19 protein-coding genes are annotated in these 17,957 nt (G+C 44.6%); 11 read left to right on the top strand and 8 right to left on the bottom strand.

The annotated features are described in order from the left end of the window. Positions 1-45 precede the first annotated feature (45 nt). Complete coding sequence (gene guaA / locus ACXAD8_RS10530) at positions 46-1,623, top strand: glutamine-hydrolyzing GMP synthase (RefSeq protein WP_475228168.1); 1,578 nt, start codon at positions 46-48, stop codon at positions 1,621-1,623. A 100-nt stretch (positions 1,624-1,723) separates the two neighbouring features. Here guaA and ACXAD8_RS10525 read toward each other — a convergent pair whose 3' ends face one another. Further along, on the bottom strand, positions 1,724-1,945 hold the full coding sequence (locus ACXAD8_RS10525) for a hypothetical protein (RefSeq protein ID WP_475228166.1): 222 nt from the start codon (positions 1,943-1,945) through the stop codon (positions 1,724-1,726). Between the two features lie 178 nt (positions 1,946-2,123). On the opposite strand from ACXAD8_RS10525, the gene tadA reads away from it, so the two are divergent. Continuing rightward, the gene (tadA, locus tag ACXAD8_RS10520) at positions 2,124-2,636 is read left to right on the top strand and encodes a tRNA adenosine(34) deaminase TadA (RefSeq protein ID WP_475228164.1); all 513 of its coding nucleotides are present in this window, start codon (positions 2,124-2,126) and stop codon (positions 2,634-2,636) included. On the opposite strand, the gene ACXAD8_RS10515 is transcribed toward tadA, so the two are convergent. Next, positions 2,633-2,782: a hypothetical protein gene (locus tag ACXAD8_RS10515; protein ID WP_229529534.1), complete on the bottom strand. Its 150-nt coding sequence runs from the start codon at positions 2,780-2,782 to the stop codon at positions 2,633-2,635. The two genes, tadA and ACXAD8_RS10515, sit on opposite strands and share 4 nt — an antisense overlap. 223 nt (positions 2,783-3,005) lie before the next feature. Next, positions 3,006-4,391, bottom strand: coding sequence for a membrane-bound lytic murein transglycosylase MltF (gene mltF, locus ACXAD8_RS10510; protein WP_475228162.1), 1,386 nt, complete (start codon positions 4,389-4,391; stop codon positions 3,006-3,008). A 197-nt stretch (positions 4,392-4,588) separates the two neighbouring features. On the opposite strand from mltF, the gene purL reads away from it, so the two are divergent. Further along, positions 4,589-8,476: a phosphoribosylformylglycinamidine synthase gene (gene purL, locus ACXAD8_RS10505; RefSeq protein ID WP_475228160.1), complete on the top strand. Its 3,888-nt coding sequence runs from the start codon at positions 4,589-4,591 to the stop codon at positions 8,474-8,476. A gap of 262 nt (positions 8,477-8,738) precedes the next feature. Further along, complete coding sequence (locus tag ACXAD8_RS10500; RefSeq protein ID WP_475228157.1) at positions 8,739-8,906, top strand: hypothetical protein; 168 nt, start codon at positions 8,739-8,741, stop codon at positions 8,904-8,906. Positions 8,907-8,926: 20 nt separating this feature from the next. Here the strand turns inward: ACXAD8_RS10500 and smrA are convergent, their stop codons facing one another. Then, the gene (smrA, locus tag ACXAD8_RS10495; RefSeq protein ID WP_475228154.1) at positions 8,927-9,508 is read right to left on the bottom strand and encodes a DNA endonuclease SmrA; all 582 of its coding nucleotides are present in this window, start codon (positions 9,506-9,508) and stop codon (positions 8,927-8,929) included. 323 nt (positions 9,509-9,831) lie between these two features. Here smrA and ACXAD8_RS10490 point away from each other — a divergent pair, with 323 nt between their 5' ends. Beyond that, a complete protein-coding gene (locus tag ACXAD8_RS10490; protein ID WP_475228152.1) occupies positions 9,832-10,104 on the top strand; it encodes a transcriptional regulator in 273 nt (90 codons plus the stop codon). A gap of 211 nt (positions 10,105-10,315) precedes the next feature. Here the strand turns inward: ACXAD8_RS10490 and ACXAD8_RS10485 are convergent, their stop codons facing one another. After that, positions 10,316-11,467: a flagella assembly protein FlgT gene (locus tag ACXAD8_RS10485; protein WP_475228149.1), complete on the bottom strand. Its 1,152-nt coding sequence runs from the start codon at positions 11,465-11,467 to the stop codon at positions 10,316-10,318. A 280-nt stretch (positions 11,468-11,747) separates the two neighbouring features. Here ACXAD8_RS10485 and ACXAD8_RS10480 point away from each other — a divergent pair, with 280 nt between their 5' ends. Continuing rightward, positions 11,748-12,242, top strand: a complete 495-nt coding sequence (locus ACXAD8_RS10480) for an LPP20 family lipoprotein (RefSeq protein ID WP_475228147.1) — start codon at positions 11,748-11,750, stop codon at positions 12,240-12,242. A 160-nt stretch (positions 12,243-12,402) separates the two neighbouring features. On the opposite strand, the gene flgN is transcribed toward ACXAD8_RS10480, so the two are convergent. The 3 genes from flgN to flgA form a co-directional block, all read right to left on the bottom strand. Then, a complete protein-coding gene (flgN, locus tag ACXAD8_RS10475; protein ID WP_475228144.1) occupies positions 12,403-12,813 on the bottom strand; it encodes a flagellar export chaperone FlgN in 411 nt (136 codons plus the stop codon). A gap of 12 nt (positions 12,814-12,825) precedes the next feature. Beyond that, complete coding sequence (flgM, locus tag ACXAD8_RS10470) at positions 12,826-13,161, bottom strand: flagellar biosynthesis anti-sigma factor FlgM (RefSeq protein ID WP_475228142.1); 336 nt, start codon at positions 13,159-13,161, stop codon at positions 12,826-12,828. Positions 13,162-13,400: 239 nt separating this feature from the next. After that, a complete protein-coding gene (gene flgA / locus ACXAD8_RS10465; RefSeq protein WP_475228140.1) occupies positions 13,401-14,111 on the bottom strand; it encodes a flagellar basal body P-ring formation chaperone FlgA in 711 nt (236 codons plus the stop codon). A gap of 148 nt (positions 14,112-14,259) precedes the next feature. Between flgA and ACXAD8_RS10460 the strand changes: the two genes are divergently transcribed. From ACXAD8_RS10460 to ACXAD8_RS10440, 5 genes are all read left to right on the top strand, one after another. Further along, positions 14,260-15,198: a chemotaxis protein CheV gene (locus tag ACXAD8_RS10460; protein WP_475228137.1), complete on the top strand. Its 939-nt coding sequence runs from the start codon at positions 14,260-14,262 to the stop codon at positions 15,196-15,198. A gap of 6 nt (positions 15,199-15,204) precedes the next feature. After that, positions 15,205-16,029 carry a CheR family methyltransferase gene (locus ACXAD8_RS10455; protein ID WP_475228135.1) on the top strand — a complete coding sequence of 275 codons (825 nt, stop codon included), beginning with the start codon at positions 15,205-15,207 and terminating at the stop codon, positions 16,027-16,029. 148 nt (positions 16,030-16,177) lie between these two features. Beyond that, complete coding sequence (flgB, locus tag ACXAD8_RS10450) at positions 16,178-16,579, top strand: flagellar basal body rod protein FlgB (protein ID WP_475228133.1); 402 nt, start codon at positions 16,178-16,180, stop codon at positions 16,577-16,579. Beyond that, complete coding sequence (gene flgC / locus ACXAD8_RS10445; protein WP_475228131.1) at positions 16,579-17,004, top strand: flagellar basal body rod protein FlgC; 426 nt, start codon at positions 16,579-16,581, stop codon at positions 17,002-17,004. Before flgB ends, flgC begins: the two co-directional genes overlap by 1 nt. 9 nt (positions 17,005-17,013) lie before the next feature. Then, on the top strand, positions 17,014-17,940 hold the full coding sequence (locus ACXAD8_RS10440) for a FlgD immunoglobulin-like domain containing protein (protein ID WP_475228128.1): 927 nt from the start codon (positions 17,014-17,016) through the stop codon (positions 17,938-17,940). The last annotated feature ends 17 nt before the right edge of the window (positions 17,941-17,957 follow it).

Here is a 17,957-nt window from a genome sequence, read left to right as displayed (position 1 = left end):
TCTTTTTTCTCGTTTCACACTTAACTGAATTCGGAAGACTATCAAATGAACTTAGACATCCATCAACACAAAATCCTGATTCTGGACTTTGGATCTCAGTACACCCAATTGATCGCACGCAGAGTGCGTGAAATAGGCGTTTACTGTGAACTGTGGGCCTGGGATGTCGATGAACAAAGTATCAAAGAGTTTGCGCCCAACGGTATTATTTTGTCTGGTGGCCCTGAGTCAGTGCACGAAGCTGATTCTCCCAGAGCGCCACAGTGGGTTTATGAGGCTGGCGTGCCTGTGCTGGGTATTTGTTATGGTATGCAAACCATGGCCGAACAACTTGGCGGTAAGGTGCAAGGCAGTACAGAACGCGAATTCGGTTACGCCCAGGTAGAAGTGGTCAACCCGTCTCCGTTGCTAGAGAAAATAGAAGATCATCTCAACAGTGCAGGTAATCCACTTTTAGATGTTTGGATGAGTCACGGTGACAAGGTGGTTGCATTGCCGGAAGGTTTTGAGTTGACGGCACAAACAGAAACCTGCCCATTTGCCGGTATGTTTCATGCTGAAAAACAATTTTACGGTTTACAGTTCCACCCGGAAGTAACTCATACCAAACAGGGAATGCGCATATTGTCGCATTTCGTGCAGGATGTTTGTCAGTGTGAAGCCCTGTGGACACCAGCATCAATCATAGAAGATGCGGTAGAGCGCATTAAACAACAGGTGGGTGATGAAGAGGTTGTGCTGGGCCTATCTGGTGGTGTCGATTCATCCGTAACCGCTATGTTGTTGCACCGTGCCATTGGTAGCAACCTGACCTGTGTTTTTGTTGACAATGGCTTGTTGCGCCTGAATGAAGGTCATCAGGTGATGGAAATGTTCGGCGATCACTTCGGCCTGAATATTATCAAGGTGGATGCGGAAGAGCGTTTCCTCAGTGCCCTGCATGGCATTGAAGATCCGGAAGCCAAGCGCAAGACCATTGGTCATGTTTTTGTGGAAGTATTCGATGAAGAGTCTAAGAGACTGAAGAATGCCAAATGGCTGGCGCAAGGCACTATTTATCCGGATGTTATTGAATCTGCAGGTTCTAAAACCGGTAAAGCCCATGTGATTAAGTCCCACCACAATGTGGGGGGGTTACCTGAAGATATGGAGCTGGGACTGGTAGAGCCGCTGCGGGAATTGTTTAAGGATGAAGTGCGTAAGATTGGTCTCGAATTAGGCATTCCTTACGACATGTTATACCGCCATCCGTTCCCGGGACCAGGTCTGGGTGTACGGGTACTGGGTGAGGTCAAGAAAGAATACTGTGATTTGTTGCGCAAAGCCGATGCGATCTTTATCGAAGAGTTACACACTGCCGACCTGTATCACAAAGTAAGCCAGGCCTTTACCGTATTCCTGCCAGTGCGCTCGGTGGGAGTTATGGGCGATGCCCGTAAGTATGACTGGGTGGTATCACTTCGCGCAGTGGAAACCATTGACTTTATGACCGCACATTGGGCACATTTGCCTTATGATTTCTTAGGTAAGGTATCCAATCGCATTATCAACGAAATCGATGGCATTTCCCGCGTGGTCTACGATATTTCCGGAAAACCACCGGCTACTATTGAGTGGGAGTAAAGAAGCTTAGAATCAGCCTGATTTTAGATATTTAAACTCAACAAAAATGGCCTTAGCAATGAGGCCATTTTTAATTTGGGCCGGATAAAGAACTGCGGGATTAACTAAGAGAATCAAACTCTTTTTTCAGTTGGTATTTATCGTCTGTCACTATTTTTTCCAGAGTGGCCACACGCTCTTTGAGTTGCGAAATTTCTGCCTGCAGACGCTCGCTGTCTACGGAATTGAGTCTTGACTGACTGCGGTACTTTAAAATCATACCGACTAAGGCAATGGAACACCCAAAGATAATTGAGATAATCGCAACAGCGGTGACATTCATAATTATTTCCCCTTAAAATATGAATCGTGTGATAATTTCATGAATATTCGCAACCTGAAAGCAAGTCTTCGGCCAAAATAAAAAGCCTATATAAAACAATGTTTTATCAGGTTTGCAAGTATCCTGGATTTATTGAATTTGGCTATATTCGCCAAAGTATGACCTGAATGACGAAAAAATGCTAAAGCAAATAGAAGTAGATGAACAATTTATGGCCCAAGCGTTGGCTTTGACACAGAATGCCGAAAAGGCAGGAGAGATCCCAGTTGCTGCTATTCTGGTTAAAAATGGCGAAGTGATTGCTGAGGGCTGGAATCAAAGCATTACTCTTAATGATCCTTCAGCCCACGCAGAAATGCAGGCTTTGCGTCAGGCAGGTGGGGTGCTCAATAATTACCGAATGCCGGGTACCACTTTATATGTCACATTGGAGCCCTGTCCCATGTGCGCTGGTTTGCTGGTGCACTCCAGAATCGAACGTCTGGTGTTTGGGGCTGCAGATTACAAGACGGGGGCTTGTGGTAGTGTTATGGATCTGGTGCGTAACCAAATTTTAAATCATCAGATTGAGGTGACGTCGGGGGTTCTGGAAGCACAGTGCAGTATGGTAATTTCTGATTTCTTTAAGCGTCGAAGAGAAGAGAAAAAAGCGTTAAAACGAGCTGCCCAGGAAGCAGAAAGAAATGCCTAACCGGCAGTTGCCAGCTCCTGCATTTCTAACTGAGACTGAAAGTCTTGTCGGCGCATATTGACTTTGCGCTGTAGCTTTTTTAACAATTGTTTTCTGCGGGTAGCGCAGTTTATATTTCTTCTTTGGGTTACATTGTTTCTTTTCATTTAAAACTCCTTGTTTTGTAGATAACCTCTTTGTTTTGTAATGACTAACTTGTATTGCAATAAGTCACATTAACTATGACCTAATGTAGCGCACTTTTGTTTCATAACCGTTACATCTAAGGTTATATTTGAGACTTTTATTTCAAAAAACAAGGGGGATTGTGGAGCTAAGCTGACATTAACGGTAACAAATTGTGATTTTCAGTCGTTGCTCCGGTCATTGTTAGTCGGTGGCTTCAGTGTTGGCCTGATTTGGGTGTTCATCGTAATAGTAAACCAGACTGTCGTAATAACGTCGAATATTGGTGACATAACTCAAGGCCTCATGACCTCTGGCATATCCGTATCGCGTAGTTTTGTAAAAGCGCTTTTGACGCAATAATGGCAGGTGCTTTTTCACATCCACCCATAAGTCCGGGTTTGCTCCCTGTCTCTGGGTCAATACTCTGGCATCTTCAAGGTGCCCTAAGCCGATATTATAGGCAGCTAACGCAAACCAAAGCCTGTCTGGAAACGGGATGCGATCCGGTATTCGACTTAACAGGCTGTTAAAATATTGGCTTCCGCCGCGAATGCTTTGTTCCGGATCTAGTCGAGAGCTAACTTTCCAGTCTCGGGCAGTGGGTAATGTTAACATCATCATGCCACGCACGCCTGTTGGGGACTTCGCTTTAGGATTCCAGTGACTTTCCTGATAACTCATAGCGGCTAATAAACGCCAGTCGATGTCACCGGCATATTGTCTGAACCAGGCCTCGTATTTAGGCAGAACTTCTTTTGCCGCTTTGAGAAACAAAGTGGTATCAACATAATTGAACTGGCGGACATGACCAAAATATTTGTCTTCCAAAACAGCCAACTGACCATTTTGTTTTATGGTGCCAAAGTACTCTATCAGTGCGCCGTTAAGTGAATCGTCACTGTTCACAGAAGTCGCCCAGGCAATGGGCTGGGTTTCCGTTACCGAAAATCCAACGCTCAGTTCAGGATGTTTTCTGCGCACCAAGGACAACAGGTTGGAATCAACGATCGTGTAGTCAAGGTTGCCGTTTACCACCTCTTCCAGCAGTTCCAGTTCGTCCTGGTCCTCAGTCAACTCGAACTGCCACCGGGATGCCGTTTGGACACCGTAGGCTTGGGTTACAATTTCTATAACATGGCTGTCACTGGTATCACTGGCAATAACCAGTTTCCCCGCTAAATCTTCGAAACTTCTGGGGCGGGTGTTACCCTGTAAAAATACCAGTTTTTCACTGACTTGTTGGTAGGCTGGACCGAATTTGAAATATGCTTTATTGGCCTCTGTTTTGGTGAGGTTTGAAGCAATGAGATCGATATTGCCTTTGTCTAAAGAGCGCAGTAATGAAGTACTGGAATAATAAGGAAAGACTTCCAGTTTAACATTCAGATAATCGGCAAATCCCTTAGCCATTTCGTACTCGTAACCCAAAGGTTCAACCGCGCCATTAAGATAGGTTGTTGGACCATATTGCATGCCAACTTTTAGCACGCCTTGCTGGGTTACATGCAGTAAATTTGCCTCAGGTAACTGTTGCTGGCAACTGCTTATCAGGCCAAGGATTAACGCAATCTGGATAACTTTTTTCATCAAAGCACAAAAATACAAAAAATAAGCTAAAACTGTCCTGGTTTTTGGTCTGGCAACTTATAAAAAGTTTGGTTTTGCTCTATAATCCAGCCGCCGTTGAAACCTGACTCTGAATATCAAGGTCTCAGGTTATGTCCTTTTTATCAACTGATTTCCTTTAAAGCAAAGGAATCTGTCATTCTGGGTAGTGATATCGCATGTTAATTTTGCATGGTGCCAGCGCACTTTCCGACTTCAAAGTTAAAAAACTCATCAATCAATTTCGCGAGCAAAATTTGCCGGTAGCAGAAGTAAGTGCTCAGTACGTGCATTTTGCTCATACTGACGATTCGCTTTCTGACACAGAAATGAAAGTGCTTGAGCAACTGCTCACTTACGGCATCCCAATGCAAAAACAATGCGCTGATACAGTGTCTTTGTTGGTGACGCCGCGATTGGGGACGATTTCTCCCTGGTCATCCAAGGCCACAAATATTCTGCACAACACCGGCCTTAACAAAGTTAAGCGTGTCGAACGCGGTGTTGCTTATTATCTTTCCTACTCAGAGCAGGTCAGTGACGCTCAGCTTGCTGCCATCAAAGCACTGTTACATGACCGCATGACTGAAGTGACCATGGACACCCTTAGTCAGGCCGAGTCTTTATTCGCTGAAACAGCACCCGTTACATTTTCTCAAGTCGACATTCTGACCGGTGGCAAAGCGGCATTAAGCGACGCCAATCTGACCTTAGGATTAGCGTTAGCGGATGATGAGATCGACTATCTGGTAGAAAATTATCAGACACTGGGAAGAAATCCCAATGACATCGAATTGATGATGTTTGCTCAGGCTAACTCTGAACATTGCCGCCACAAAATCTTCAATGCAGACTGGACTATTGATGGTGTAGTACAAGAAAAGTCTTTGTTTAAAATGATTAAAAATACTTATGAGCAATGCTCTGAGTATGTTTACTCCGCTTATAAAGATAACGCAGCGGTCATGGCTGGCTCATATGCTGGTCGTTTTTTCCCTGATGCTGAAAACTGTGAATATCGTTATCACATGGAAGATATTCACATCCTTATGAAGGTTGAGACCCATAATCACCCCACCGCTATATCTCCTTTCCCTGGAGCCGCGACGGGTTCCGGTGGTGAAATTCGCGATGAAGGTGCCACTGGTATTGGTGCAAAACCCAAAGCGGGCCTGGTGGGCTTTACCGTTTCGAATCTGAATATTCCGGCTTTATCCCAACCCTGGGAAATTGACTATGGAAAGCCGGATCGCATAGTCACCGCTTTATCTATTATGTTGGAAGCGCCTCTTGGTGGAGCAGCTTTTAACAACGAATTTGGTCGTCCTAATATTCTTGGTTATTTCCGGACCTACGAAAATCAGGTGAACAGCTTTAATGGCGAAGAGGTTCGCGGTTATCACAAGCCGATTATGATTGCTGGTGGTTTGGGCAATATCAAAGCTGAACACATTGAAAAAGGTGACATTACACCGGGCGCCAAGTTAATTGTGCTTGGTGGGCCCGCCATGAATATTGGTCTTGGCGGTGGTGCTGCCTCCTCAATGGCCTCAGGACAATCCAACGAGGACCTGGATTTTGCCTCTGTGCAGCGAGATAACCCGGAAATGGAAAGACGCTGCCAGGAAGTCATCGACAGATGTTGGCAGCTAGGTGCAGACAACCCTATTTTGTTTATCCACGATGTGGGTGCCGGTGGCTTATCGAACGCATTCCCCGAACTGGTCAATGATGCCGGGCGTGGTGGTAATTTTGAATTGCGCAATGTGCCCAATGATGAGCCAGGGATGTCGCCGCTGGAAATCTGGTGTAATGAATCCCAGGAGCGATACGTGCTGGCGGTTGCACCGGAAAAGCTGGAAATATTCGAAAAAATTTGTGCTCGGGAACGTGCCCAATACGCTGTTGTTGGTGTAGCCACTGAAGAACAGCACCTGAGAGTCACTGACGCTCATTTTGGTAATGAGCCAGTGGATTTACCTTTAGATGTGCTGTTGGGTAAACCGCCTAAGATGCACCGCGATGTTACTTCCGCTAAGGCTGAGGGTGATAATTTTAACGCGGCCGAGTTACCGTTGTCCGAAGCTGCAGAGCGAATACTGAGTCTGCCAACCGTGGCCGAGAAAACCTTTTTGATCACCATCGGCGATCGCACAGTGACTGGATTGGTGGCGCGTGACCAGATGGTCGGACCTTGGCAGATCCCGGTTGCAGATGTTGGCGTAACTTGTGCGGCGTTTGATACCTATAATGGTGAAGCCATGTCTATGGGCGAGAGAACGCCAATCGCGCTGCTTAACCATGCCGCCTCTGCAAGAATGGCCGTGGGCGAAGCCATAACCAACATTGCTGCTGCTAGTATCGAATCACTGAAACGTATCAAATTATCGGCTAACTGGATGTCAGCAGCTGGTCACACTGGCGAAGATGCCGGGCTATACGAGGCGGTTAAAGCTGTAGGCGAAGAGTTGTGTCCGGCTTTAGGGCTTACTATCCCGGTGGGCAAAGACTCCATGTCCATGAAAACGCAATGGCAGGACGGTGATGAAGATAAGAGCGTGACAGCGCCTTTATCACTCATTATTACTGCGTTTGCCAAAGTGGAAGATGTCAGAAAAACCTTAACACCACAGTTATCTACAAGCCTTCAAGATTCGCGATTGCTACTTATTGACTTAGGGCGTGGTCAAAACCGCATGGGCGGCTCTTGTCTGGCACAGGTCTACCAACAGTTAGGCAAAACCGTACCTGATGTCGATTCGCCGGAACTATTGAAGGGCTATTTTGATGCGCTGCAAAAACTGAATAAGCAAGGATTGTTACATGCCTACCACGACCGCTCCGACGGTGGTTTGTTTACCACACTAGTAGAAATGGCCTTTGCGGCAAACTGTGGTTTACAAATTTCCCTGGATTCACTTAAAGGTGATGCTAACAGCGTCTTGTTTAACGAAGAACTGGGCGGCGTAATTCAGGTAGCCGAAGAAGATATCGATAAAGTCATGGCGGTTTTCGCTGATGTCGGATTAAGTGACATGGTGCACGAAGTTGGCTCAGTGAACAGTGGTCAGGACATTGTTATTATTCAGAATAATCAGGTTCTGTTGCAAAACACCTGTTCATACTTCCGTATGTTATGGGCACAGACCACTTACAACATGCAGTTGTTACGTGACAATCCAGAATGTGCACAACAAGAGCACGAGCTCAAAGCCAACCCTGAAAACACCGGTTTGTTTGCTAAATTGAGCTTCAACCCTGCGGAGGATATTGCCGCTCCATATATTGCTACCGGGAAAGCGCCTCGCATGGCCATTTTACGAGAGCAAGGCGTAAATTCTCACGTTGAGATGGCTGCCGCATTTGATCGGGCAGGCTTTAATAGTGTTGATGTTCACATGAGTGACCTGATTTCTGGACGTGTGTCACTTGCTGAATTCAACGGGCTTGTGGCTTGTGGTGGATTCTCTTATGGCGATGTACTTGGCGCAGGTGAAGGCTGGGCGAAAACCATCTTGTTCAATGAACAGGTCAGAGAGCAGTTCCAGACTTTCTTTGAAAGACCAGATAGCTTCTCACTGGGTGTTTGTAATGGCTGTCAGATGTTGTCAAATTTAAAATCCCTGATCCCGGGGGCAGAACACTGGCCGCATTTCGTACAAAACTATTCAGAGCGTTTTGAAGCCCGCTTCTCTATGGTTGAAGTGCAAAAAAGCCCATCAATATTCTTTGAAGGTATGGCAGGTTCTGTTATTCCTATCGCTGTTTCTCACGGGGAAGGAAGGGCTGTTTTTGAAAGCGATACTGTGCAATCGTCAGCACAGAATTTAGTCAGCCTCAAATATGTTGATTATGCGGGTAAGGTAACCCAGCAATATCCCATGAACCCGAACGGCTCGCCGGATGGTATTACCGGGTTAACCACGCAGGATGGTCGTGCAACTATTATGATGCCTCACCCTGAGCGGGTTTTCCGTACAGTGGCGAATTCCTGGCATCCACAGGATTGGCAAGAGGATGGTGCCTGGATGCGTATGTTCCGCAATGCCAGAAAGTATTTAGGATAATGCTAAATAGCTGAGAGCAATTAATCGCTCTCAGCTAATTTCGGTGTTTTTTTACTAAAAAAAGCTGATTTTTAGTAAAAAATCATCAAATTTGCGTAATTTCCCGGTTGTTTGTGAAATCTATATTGTTTATCATTGCTCAAATAGTAATCTATCAGTATGGTTTACTATACGCTACAGGAACGTAGACAGAGTGACTGACGGAGCTATTGCAGTCTTAAATTTCGCAATTACCTCAACAACAAAAATAAAAGAGTAGGTTATGAATCGTTCCAGTAAAGGTTTCGGACTCACCGGTGTATTGCTCACTGTTATAGTGCTGATTGTAAGCGCTATCATCAGTACGTCAGTATCTTCTCAAGATGCCCCAGTGGCAAAGGCCGTTAAACTAAAAGCTGCGGAAAAGATCTCATCTAATAAGCAGAGTTAAATATCATTCTTAATAACACGCTATTTGAGTTTATGGCGTTCCCGGTTTTCTGCTTTCTGTTGCTTGTTTTTCTTCAACAAAACGTAGGTACTTTTTAATCCGCCATGTTGCATCTGGCTCGAATGGAATGCCAGTACTTCTGGTATTTGTTGTAACCAGACATTCAGGTAGCTTTTCAGATAGCCTGAAAATGGTTTCTTTTGTTCGTTTAAACCATGTCTCAGCAGGACACATCTCAATCCACGCAAATGACATTGGGTTATGAAATCAAACACTTCTTTGTGCGCCACCTGCAAACTCATGTATTGCATATTTAACGTGCTATCCAGTGCATACTTACCAAGGCGCAGGTTTTTATATACCAGATCTTGTACCCCGTCCTGTTTAAAGTGGATGGGATCATTGAGAGGCAGAGGATCGATATCAGCTAGTGTCAGATAGTTCTTACTGAGGCTCTGCTCGTTTTTGATGGCTTCTCTGCGCAACTGTCTCGCCAGTTCTGAGCCATCTTTTCTCTGTAAAAACACTTTGTCGTCAGTTTTAAGCTGTTTTACATCTGCTACTTCTGCGAAAAATGCACTGAAGTCTTCTTCAACCGTCATCACATCACCTGGTTCTGCTTCTTCACTAAGCCTGTTGCTCTTTGCAATACGAAATTTATACCGAAAAGTTCAACGCGCTCTAATCTATATATGAACTAATTGAGGCCCTTCAAGGTTCAGTCTGCTGTGGATATGTGGGGAATTGGAGCGGAGACAATACGGAAATATAGGTAGGTAAAAAAAATATCCACTTTGTGTTGTCATTTTTATAGAATTTGGTTAACGTGCGCGGTAAGTGACTTTATCTGAATATGAAAGTATTTCAGGTAAAAAGATTTTATTGAACAATCTGATAACTCAATATGAGGAAGTAGTAATAGAACATGGCCATTAAAAGTACAGATGTGTTACATATTGAGCGTTCCGAAGTGCTAAGGGGGCTGCGTCTGGAAAGTAGCTATACTCAACAGCAGATCGCAGACAAATTAGGCATCAGCCGTGAGAAAGTGGTAGCGGTGGAAAATTGCCACATTAAGTCAATGTTGGCATTGGAACTGGATATAGTAAAAAATTGGTGGGAGTTGTGTCGTCCCAGAGCAGACATTCAAACTCAAAAGCAGTTTGTTCGTTTAATGAAAAGGGAGTTGAGTATATAAAGGTCTCATGACTATATTTTGACTACGCAATGTAGACAGAATTATTGTGAAAAGCTGTAAAAATGGCGTCCCCACCGCGACTCGAACGCAGATCTAAAACTTAGGAGGTTCTTGTTTTATCCGGTTAAACTATGGGGACGCACTTGCTTTGGCTAATATGTTTAATCAAAGCTGAAATAATTATTACCCATCACAATCTGCTTTAAAACCCCTATCTCCTGACGACGAAATCGTTTGGTTGAATATTCGCCAGAGGAGTGCCGTCAGAAACTCGGAGTAATGATGAATCATAAAAGACTTCCGTTACAGTCACTTTTGAAGGGTGAATAGAGTATTGGAAATGCGGCATACCGGAAGGAGAGAAAAACTGTCTCATCTGGAAAACGGCAAGTTCATCACCTTTTTGTACTCCTTGTTTGGTGCCAAGGTTAACCGACAAACTATTATTGTTAATTGCGATAATTCTGCCGTAGGTGGGTTTGCAGGCGATAAGGTTGTCAACGTCAGCCGTTAACTCTCGTAGCAATTCTTCTGTTACCTTTCCAAATGATGATTGCCATAAGGTTTTGCTATTCGTTTCCAGCGTTTTGTGGCTGTCAAATTCCCACACCGAGGAGGTGCGATAGATCTTGTCCAGTAATATGTCGCCTTTAGTGCCATCGATTAATAAAAAGCGAATGGCCAGGTTGCGTTCCGGGTGCCTGGTTTCCCAAAATTTTGCCACATCTAAATAGGTTTGCTCAGTGGAATCCAGGCTAATTTCAACTATGTCACCAATCAGTACATACTGTGCATTAGACTCTGCTGACAACAACATAGATTGGGTTTTTAAATCATGTGCTTGTGGGAAAAAGGAGTAGGGCTCTATTTGGCTGATAAGTGCCCGTTGAGAAAAAGTGTCAAAGCTGGTTTTTAGGCGCTCAGAAATGGGACCTGAGAAGTTATTAAGACCTCCGATAGCGGCTTGTCGAAACGCACTGATGTGCAATTTACTGGTAACAATGCTCTTTTTGTAATCTGAGGCACTGCACTGGTCTCGCTGGGGGAAAATATCCGCTCTAATTGCCACTTCAATATAGTCATCGAAATAATGCTCGCTGATCAACTCTACACTGGCAACTTCTCCAATGGCCCGGATCTCCAGCCGGTCATTTTGCAATAAGCCATCAGTCATTTCCTGAACACTGCGAACTGAAGCGCCGGCAAACAAAAGTGCTTGCCTGATGGCCTCATGAGTGGCCTGCTGTCGCGCCAGCTCTTTGTTGTCATTGTGAATAACCGCCTGACCAGAAGCCTCAAACCAGGCGGAATGAGCGCTCATCGAGAGCAGTGTGATGGCACACAATAATATAAATTTGTACATGGCAACCTCATTCTGAACCATTTCAGATCTTTGCTCAGGAAGTAGATCAGTTTCTTTTTTAGTGTCAAAAAACCGCTGCTACCTAGACAAAAACGATTGTTATGCCATGTGTTAGCAGGATGTATACCATTGTTGTTATACAAATCAGGATAATTTAGCTGAGCTGGCAGAAAACTTGCTTTGTGTTGTTATCAAAAATTCAATGTCAATATTTTAACTGTCATTGATAGCAATAGTGTCGGCTGATTAATCCGGCTGAGCAATACTTAGGTGAGTTATTATGCGTAAATTAGTTAACAGGCTTGATCAGGTACTGGTAGTTGGTGCACTGGCCTTTGGTATTTCTGGATGCAAATCACTGGAAGCCATTTACTACGATGACAAACAGGTAGAGTGGGAGTATGTGCAGCCTGAATCTTATCCGGTATTGACAGCTGTGGGATACGCGCCCATCAGTTCTCAAATGGGCGGTAATGATTCCGTCAAAATGCTGATGGCCATCAAAGCGTCGAAGTTGGATGCCTACAAAGAGTTAGCAGAACAAGTGTATGGACAGCGAATTGATACCGAACAGTCACTAGCGAACCTGGTGTTGAGGGATAATGATTTAAAAGCTTCAGTTGAAGGTGTTATTCGCGGGGCCGAGGTGGTCAAATCCTATCCGGTCGGTGATGATGTTTACGCCACCGAGCTTTCTCTGGATTTCCAGAAAGTTTACGACATTTACCTGTCAACGGCGCGACCAAGAAAGGTTAAAGAAGTGATTTATTATTAATCACCTTCATTCCTTGAAAAGTATTCCATTTTAAAAGCCTCCTGTTTTGGAGGTTTTTTTTGGGGTTGTATTCAGAGATCGAGTTTATTACTGACGAATGTGCTAGATAACTAATTAGGCATTGTTGGAATACAAAAAAGAACTAAGAAAAGATAAGGGATTAAGCTTTCACGCCGCTGCCCAGCATTCCGCCCTGGGTTTTACCTTTGTTGGTGTAGGTCATGGATTCTTTATTGCGCGTTGCCAGCATAACATTGCGCAAATGCTGTAAGCGGATCTGGTTTTTCTCGACGGCCAGCGCATTAACATCGGTCTGATGTTGGCATTGTAATAACAGGGCTTTGCCGTTTTCAGCTAACTGCTGTTGTTCTTCTGAAAGTCCACCAGATGATGATTTTTCTGATTTTAACAGCTGATCATTCTCAGCGATTTTTTCCAGAAGCTCTGACTTCTCATTAACCAATGTCAGCAGACCATCAGCATTACGGGCAACAATTAATTCCAGCTCGTCGTCAAGCTTTTCTTTCAGAGCCTGCAGCAATGAAATTTGTTGTGTAAGTGCTTTAGTCATGTCTGACATTCATTAGCCTTTAGATAAACCAAACAGCTCAGACTCGGCTTTAGAGATCTTAGAAGCCAATTGCTCTGCGTCGATCTTATATGAACCGTTTTGAATTGCTGCTTTAAGTTTGTCAACTTTGTCCTGGTTTACAGGTGCATCACTGCCTTTCTTTTGCACATTTGCAAGCTGTTGCGCAGACTGAGTCAAGGACACTGAATCCTGACGCGGAGTCGCAGCAGCAGTGTTTGCCTGTTGTGCTGTATTTGCATTCTGGCCTTGTTGAGTCTGCTGCTGGTTGAGTCGTTGACTCTCCAACTGCGGTTTCTGGCCAGCACCGTTTACATTGTTAATAGCCATGATTAAATTCCAATACTTTTGATACCCTCAGTTAGTGTATCGGCATTGACACAGTTAACTTTAATAAAAATCCTACAATATCGCTTTTTTTTTGTGCATCGGATATCAATGATTTAAGTGTAATCCATGAGCACCAAAAAGTCTCTACAAAATCAATAACTTCATGGGGTCAGAGTTGTTGAAAGCAAACTGCAAATCTGCAAGTTTCAACAACTCTGACCCCATGAAAAAGAGACGAATCAGATATGCACCTTAACTTCGTTGACATTAGCGACTTGTGCTTCAATTTGTTTCTTGGAGCGGCGATTTTTCACTGATATAGTATCGCCAATGTTACCGTCCTGAAGCGCTATGCCGCTGGTTTTAATTTCCAGACCGCTCAGTTTAGCGGTAATTACTATAGCATCGCCTTTACAGACAAAGCATAACATGTTTGCTGTAACCGGGCTGCCATCACGCGTCCGGCGTTTTAATCTGGCTCCGATAACTTGGCTTTTATCGCTAAATGTGCCGCCACGTAAACGGCGTTTATCAATCTTCTCGATAGTTAAATTACTTTCTGTTAGCAGAGTACCAGGTGAAATCGTGTCTGACACAACAACCACTTCCTGCATTTCAGTAACCTGTGCACTCATGTAGTAAAACCAGCCGTTGCTGGGGCAACTGATTTTCACTGTGATATTGGATTGCTGCAAAGACTGTGTACTGCTACTAGCAACCAGATCAACAGGGCAAACTGGTATGTGTACTCGCTCATCGACGTCGCGGATCGTTATCTCGACATCATTGATGTTTTCTACGTCAGCGTTTTGATAAACGTAAATTTCAGCGGTCTCTTTGACCAGGTCATGCATTAAATGTTTTTCTTGCGCAGCCGCTATATTGGTTGTTATAAACCATCCCACTAGGGAAAGTTTTAGAGTTTTCTTGATGTTGGCGAAATTTTTCATGTTCACTTTCTTCCAATTTGGCTATGCTTAAAGACAATTTCTAAAAACATTAGACAGCGTCAAAAAAATAACGCTGTGCGGATAAATTTCAATCACGTGATTTAGATAATCAAATATCGTGCCTGATTGGATTAATTAGAGGTGCTATATGGCGGGAATTTTAGATTCTGTAAACCAACGAACTCAGCTGGTGGGTCAAAATCGACTTGAGTTACTGCTGTTCAAGTTGAATAACCGGCAACGCTACGGCATAAACGTATTTAAAGTAAGAGAAGTACTGCAATGCCCGCCACTCACTTCGATGCCAAAACTCAATGCGCTGGTGCGCGGTGTGGCGCACATTCGGGGGCAAACCATTTCTGTTATTGATATGAGCATGGCCACTGGCGGCAGAAAAATTGAAGATATCAAAAACAGCTTTATTGTCATTGCAGAATATAACCGTTCTGTTCAGGGCTTTTTGGTGGGATCAGTAGAACGCATCATTAACATCAACTGGGAAGCGATATTACCACCGCCAGAAGGTGCGGGAAAAGCGAGCTATTTAACAGCTGTAACAGAGGTTGATGGTGAGCTGATTGAAATTCTCGATGTGGAAAAAATACTCAATGAGATAGCCCCGGCCAGAGAAGTGGTTAGAGATGACATGGTGGAAGAATTGGCCAAGCACGATGCCAGTCTGGATAACAAAATTATTTTTATCGCCGACGATTCTTCTGTAGCACGCAGTCAGGTTAAGAAGGCGTTGTCGTCTCTTGGCCTTGAGATTGAAGCGGCAAAAGATGGTCGCGAAGCCCTTGAGCGATTAAAAGAGATTGCATCTGAAACCGGCGATGTTACCGACAAAGTTGGGGTCATTGTCAGTGATATTGAAATGCCTGAGATGGATGGCTATACCCTGACAGCTGAAATTAAAAGTACGCCGGAGTTGGCCAAGTTACATGTTGTGTTGCACACATCTTTAAGTGGGGTGTTCAACCAGGCCATGGTTAAGAAAGTTGGGGCTGATGATTTTATCGCAAAATTTCACCCAGATGAATTGGCCACTGCAGTTAAAAAATGGCTGGATAAATCTGCTACGGAATAATGGTCGGTGGTAAATAAAACCTTAAGTGAAGACGATTATACGCTATTCAGTGAGTTTCTGGAGCGCTGTTGCGGCATCGTTTTGGGCCCCAATAAGCAGTATCTGGTGCGTAGTCGTCTGGCACCATTAATGCGCAAATATGAAGAGCCGTCTCTCAGTCAGGTGGTTAATGATATTATTAATGGTCGCAATCGCGGTTTACGCGATGATGCGATTGATGCCATGACCACCAATGAAACCCTGTGGTTCAGGGATCGCTATCCATTTGAACTGCTCAATAAAGAGCTGTTTGCTAAATTTGCTGATAATCGCCAGCCAATAAAGATATGGTGCGCTGCTGCGTCATCTGGACAGGAGCCATACTCAATCGCGATGGCGGCGGCAGAATATCAAAAACAAAACAGTCGGTTTCCAGGCGTGCAGATAACTGGAACAGATTTGTCTACAGAAATGCTAAAGAAATGCAAAGACGCCACTTATGATAACCTTTCGTTGTCGCGAGGCTTATCCGATGAACGCAAACGCCATTTTTTTGAAGACACGCCAGAAGGCAATAAGCGCATCAAGCCGGAAATAACCCGGATGGTCAATTTCCGTCAACTCAATCTGTTGGACAGCTATGCAAATCTTGGCCGCTTCGATATGGTGTTTTGCCGCAATGTGTTGATTTACTTCGCACCGGAAGTAAAGAGTGCCATTTTACAAAAGATTGCCACGGTACTGAATAAAGATGGTGTACTGTTCTTGGGTGCGTCTGAATCCATGGCGGGGCTCTCTTCTGATTTTAACATGATCCGCTGCAACCCCGGACTTTACTATACCCGCAAGTGATCCGGTACAGCTATTGATTGGCTGAGTAAACAGCTAAATGCAACTGACTCAGTTCAGTATTCCGAAATAAATATCTTCATAATCTCATTTTTGGCATGTGCCTTGCTTTGACTTCACCGTAAGTTTTTTGACGCTGTGGAGAAAAATCATGGCCATCAGTTTAGACAAGTTAACCGCATTGCATCATCGCGCTGTGTCTGTTCGGCAGGATCGGATGGAGCTGATCGCCGGTAATCTGGCGAATCAAAATACGCCTGGTTATAAGGCCCGCGATATTAATTTTCAGGAAGCTATGAAAAGTGCATCGTACGAACAACGCATGCATTTGAACCGTACTTCCAGTGGGCACATCGAAGGCCAGATGCAAAGTGACCGCTTGATCACCTTTCGGGTACCTACACAACCTGATACCGGCGATGGCAACACAGTTGAAGCGCAGATTGAAAAGAACTCTTTCCTGGATAATGGCCTGCGTTATCAGGCCAGTCTGCAGTTCTTGGATGGCAAGTTTAAAGGTATGAAAAAAGCACTGACCGGAGGGCAGCAATAATGAGTTTATTTAATGTCATGGATATTGCATCCTCAGGCATGCATGCAGAAGGTATCCGTTTAAATACCACCGCCAGTAATGTGGCTAATGCTAACAGCGTCAGTTCCTCGTACGGCGAGACCTATAAGGCCAGACATGCGGTGTTTGCCGCCGAGATGAAAAACGCCACTGACGCACAATCGCCTCTTGGGACAAAAGTTAATGTTCTCGGTGTAGTGGAAAGTCAAAAGCCACTGCAAATGGAATATTCACCGAATCACCCCATGGCCAACGAAGATGGCTACATATTTAAACCCAACGTCAATGTTGTGGAATCCATGGCGGATATGTTATCCGCATCTAAAGCTTATGAAGCGAATGTTCAGGTGGCAGATACCACAAAACGTATCTTTCGTCGGGTCATGATGCTGGGACAGGGTCGATAGGAGAATAATATGGACGCTATCAGTGACAGAATATTGAATGATGGTCTCTATTGGCAGGAAGAAAGTGTTCCTGTTGCCGATCCAAACGCCAATTCTCAATTAACTCAGGAAGACTTCTTTTCATTGTTAACAGAACAACTGGCGATGCAGGATCCCACCAAACCGGTAGATAACGACCAGATGGTGGCGCAGATGACCAGTTTTACTATGGCTGACAGTTTATCGCAGCTAAACGATAAATTTGATGAGTTTGCTGCTTCCATGAATTCCAATCAGGCCTTACAGGCAACCAGTTTGATTGGACAAACCGTGTTAACCGAATCCAGTGTAGGTACTACCTGGCAGGATGGCGCTGTTAGTGGTGCCATTATCGCTGATGCGCCTGTAGAGGACATGAAAATTCAGATCCTTAACGAGTACGGCGAGGTTGTACGGGAAATTGACGGCGGCAATCACGATGCCGGGGCAATCTCCTTTGGTTGGGATGGCACTGACGCTGATGGTAATCACATGCCACGCGGAAAATACAAAGTAGAAGCTACGGGCACGGTTGATGGCTTGAACACGCAACTGAATGTGCAGATGAATGCCCAGGTGACCGGAACAGCGGTTGCCGCTGAAAATGTTAAAGATATGAAAATCATCATAGAAGATAACATTGGCCAAGTGTTGCGCACCATTGATGTGGGTAGCCAACAGGCAGGTAATATCGAGTTTGGCTGGGACGGTACTGACGACGCAGGCAATATCCTGCCGCCCGGATCCTACAAAATAAAAATAGAGGGTGAGGTGAATGGTCAAACAGAATCTATCCCTTATGGAATTAATCGAAGAGTTGAAAGCGTCAGCCTGGCAGGTGCCGGTACATCTGGCGTGGTACTCAATCTGGCGGGTGATGAGAGTATCCGCCTATCAGATATTATAAATGTCGGCTAATTAACAGGAGAACGAGC

The sequence above is a fragment of the Planctobacterium sp. AWH2_060 genome, from assembly GCF_056158425.1.
This window is presented reverse-complemented; position numbering and strand designations above follow the sequence as displayed.

Bases quoted from the DNA above. Each gene is read 5' to 3' on its own strand.
- guaA (WP_475228168.1), top strand. From the start codon at position 46: ATGAACTTAGACATCCATCAACACAAAATCCTGATTCTGGACTTTGGA.
- flgB (WP_475228133.1), top strand. From the start codon at position 16,178: ATGGCCATCAGTTTAGACAAGTTAACCGCATTGCATCATCGCGCTGTG.
- ACXAD8_RS10440 (WP_475228128.1), top strand. From the start codon at position 17,014: ATGGACGCTATCAGTGACAGAATATTGAATGATGGTCTCTATTGGCAG.
- flgC (WP_475228131.1), top strand. From the start codon at position 16,579: ATGAGTTTATTTAATGTCATGGATATTGCATCCTCAGGCATGCATGCA.
- mltF (WP_475228162.1), bottom strand. From the start codon at position 4,391: ATGAAAAAAGTTATCCAGATTGCGTTAATCCTTGGCCTGATAAGCAGT.
- ACXAD8_RS10525 (WP_475228166.1), bottom strand. From the start codon at position 1,945: ATGAATGTCACCGCTGTTGCGATTATCTCAATTATCTTTGGGTGTTCC.
- smrA (WP_475228154.1), bottom strand. From the start codon at position 9,508: ATGACGGTTGAAGAAGACTTCAGTGCATTTTTCGCAGAAGTAGCAGAT.
- ACXAD8_RS10485 (WP_475228149.1), bottom strand. From the start codon at position 11,467: ATGTACAAATTTATATTATTGTGTGCCATCACACTGCTCTCGATGAGC.
- ACXAD8_RS10490 (WP_475228152.1), top strand. From the start codon at position 9,832: ATGGCCATTAAAAGTACAGATGTGTTACATATTGAGCGTTCCGAAGTG.
- ACXAD8_RS10480 (WP_475228147.1), top strand. From the start codon at position 11,748: ATGCGTAAATTAGTTAACAGGCTTGATCAGGTACTGGTAGTTGGTGCA.
- flgN (WP_475228144.1), bottom strand. From the start codon at position 12,813: ATGACTAAAGCACTTACACAACAAATTTCATTGCTGCAGGCTCTGAAA.
- ACXAD8_RS10500 (WP_475228157.1), top strand. From the start codon at position 8,739: ATGAATCGTTCCAGTAAAGGTTTCGGACTCACCGGTGTATTGCTCACT.
- tadA (WP_475228164.1), top strand. From the start codon at position 2,124: ATGCTAAAGCAAATAGAAGTAGATGAACAATTTATGGCCCAAGCGTTG.
- ACXAD8_RS10460 (WP_475228137.1), top strand. From the start codon at position 14,260: ATGGCGGGAATTTTAGATTCTGTAAACCAACGAACTCAGCTGGTGGGT.
- ACXAD8_RS10515 (WP_229529534.1), bottom strand. From the start codon at position 2,782: ATGAAAAGAAACAATGTAACCCAAAGAAGAAATATAAACTGCGCTACC.
- flgM (WP_475228142.1), bottom strand. From the start codon at position 13,161: ATGGCTATTAACAATGTAAACGGTGCTGGCCAGAAACCGCAGTTGGAG.
- purL (WP_475228160.1), top strand. From the start codon at position 4,589: ATGTTAATTTTGCATGGTGCCAGCGCACTTTCCGACTTCAAAGTTAAA.
- flgA (WP_475228140.1), bottom strand. From the start codon at position 14,111: ATGAAAAATTTCGCCAACATCAAGAAAACTCTAAAACTTTCCCTAGTG.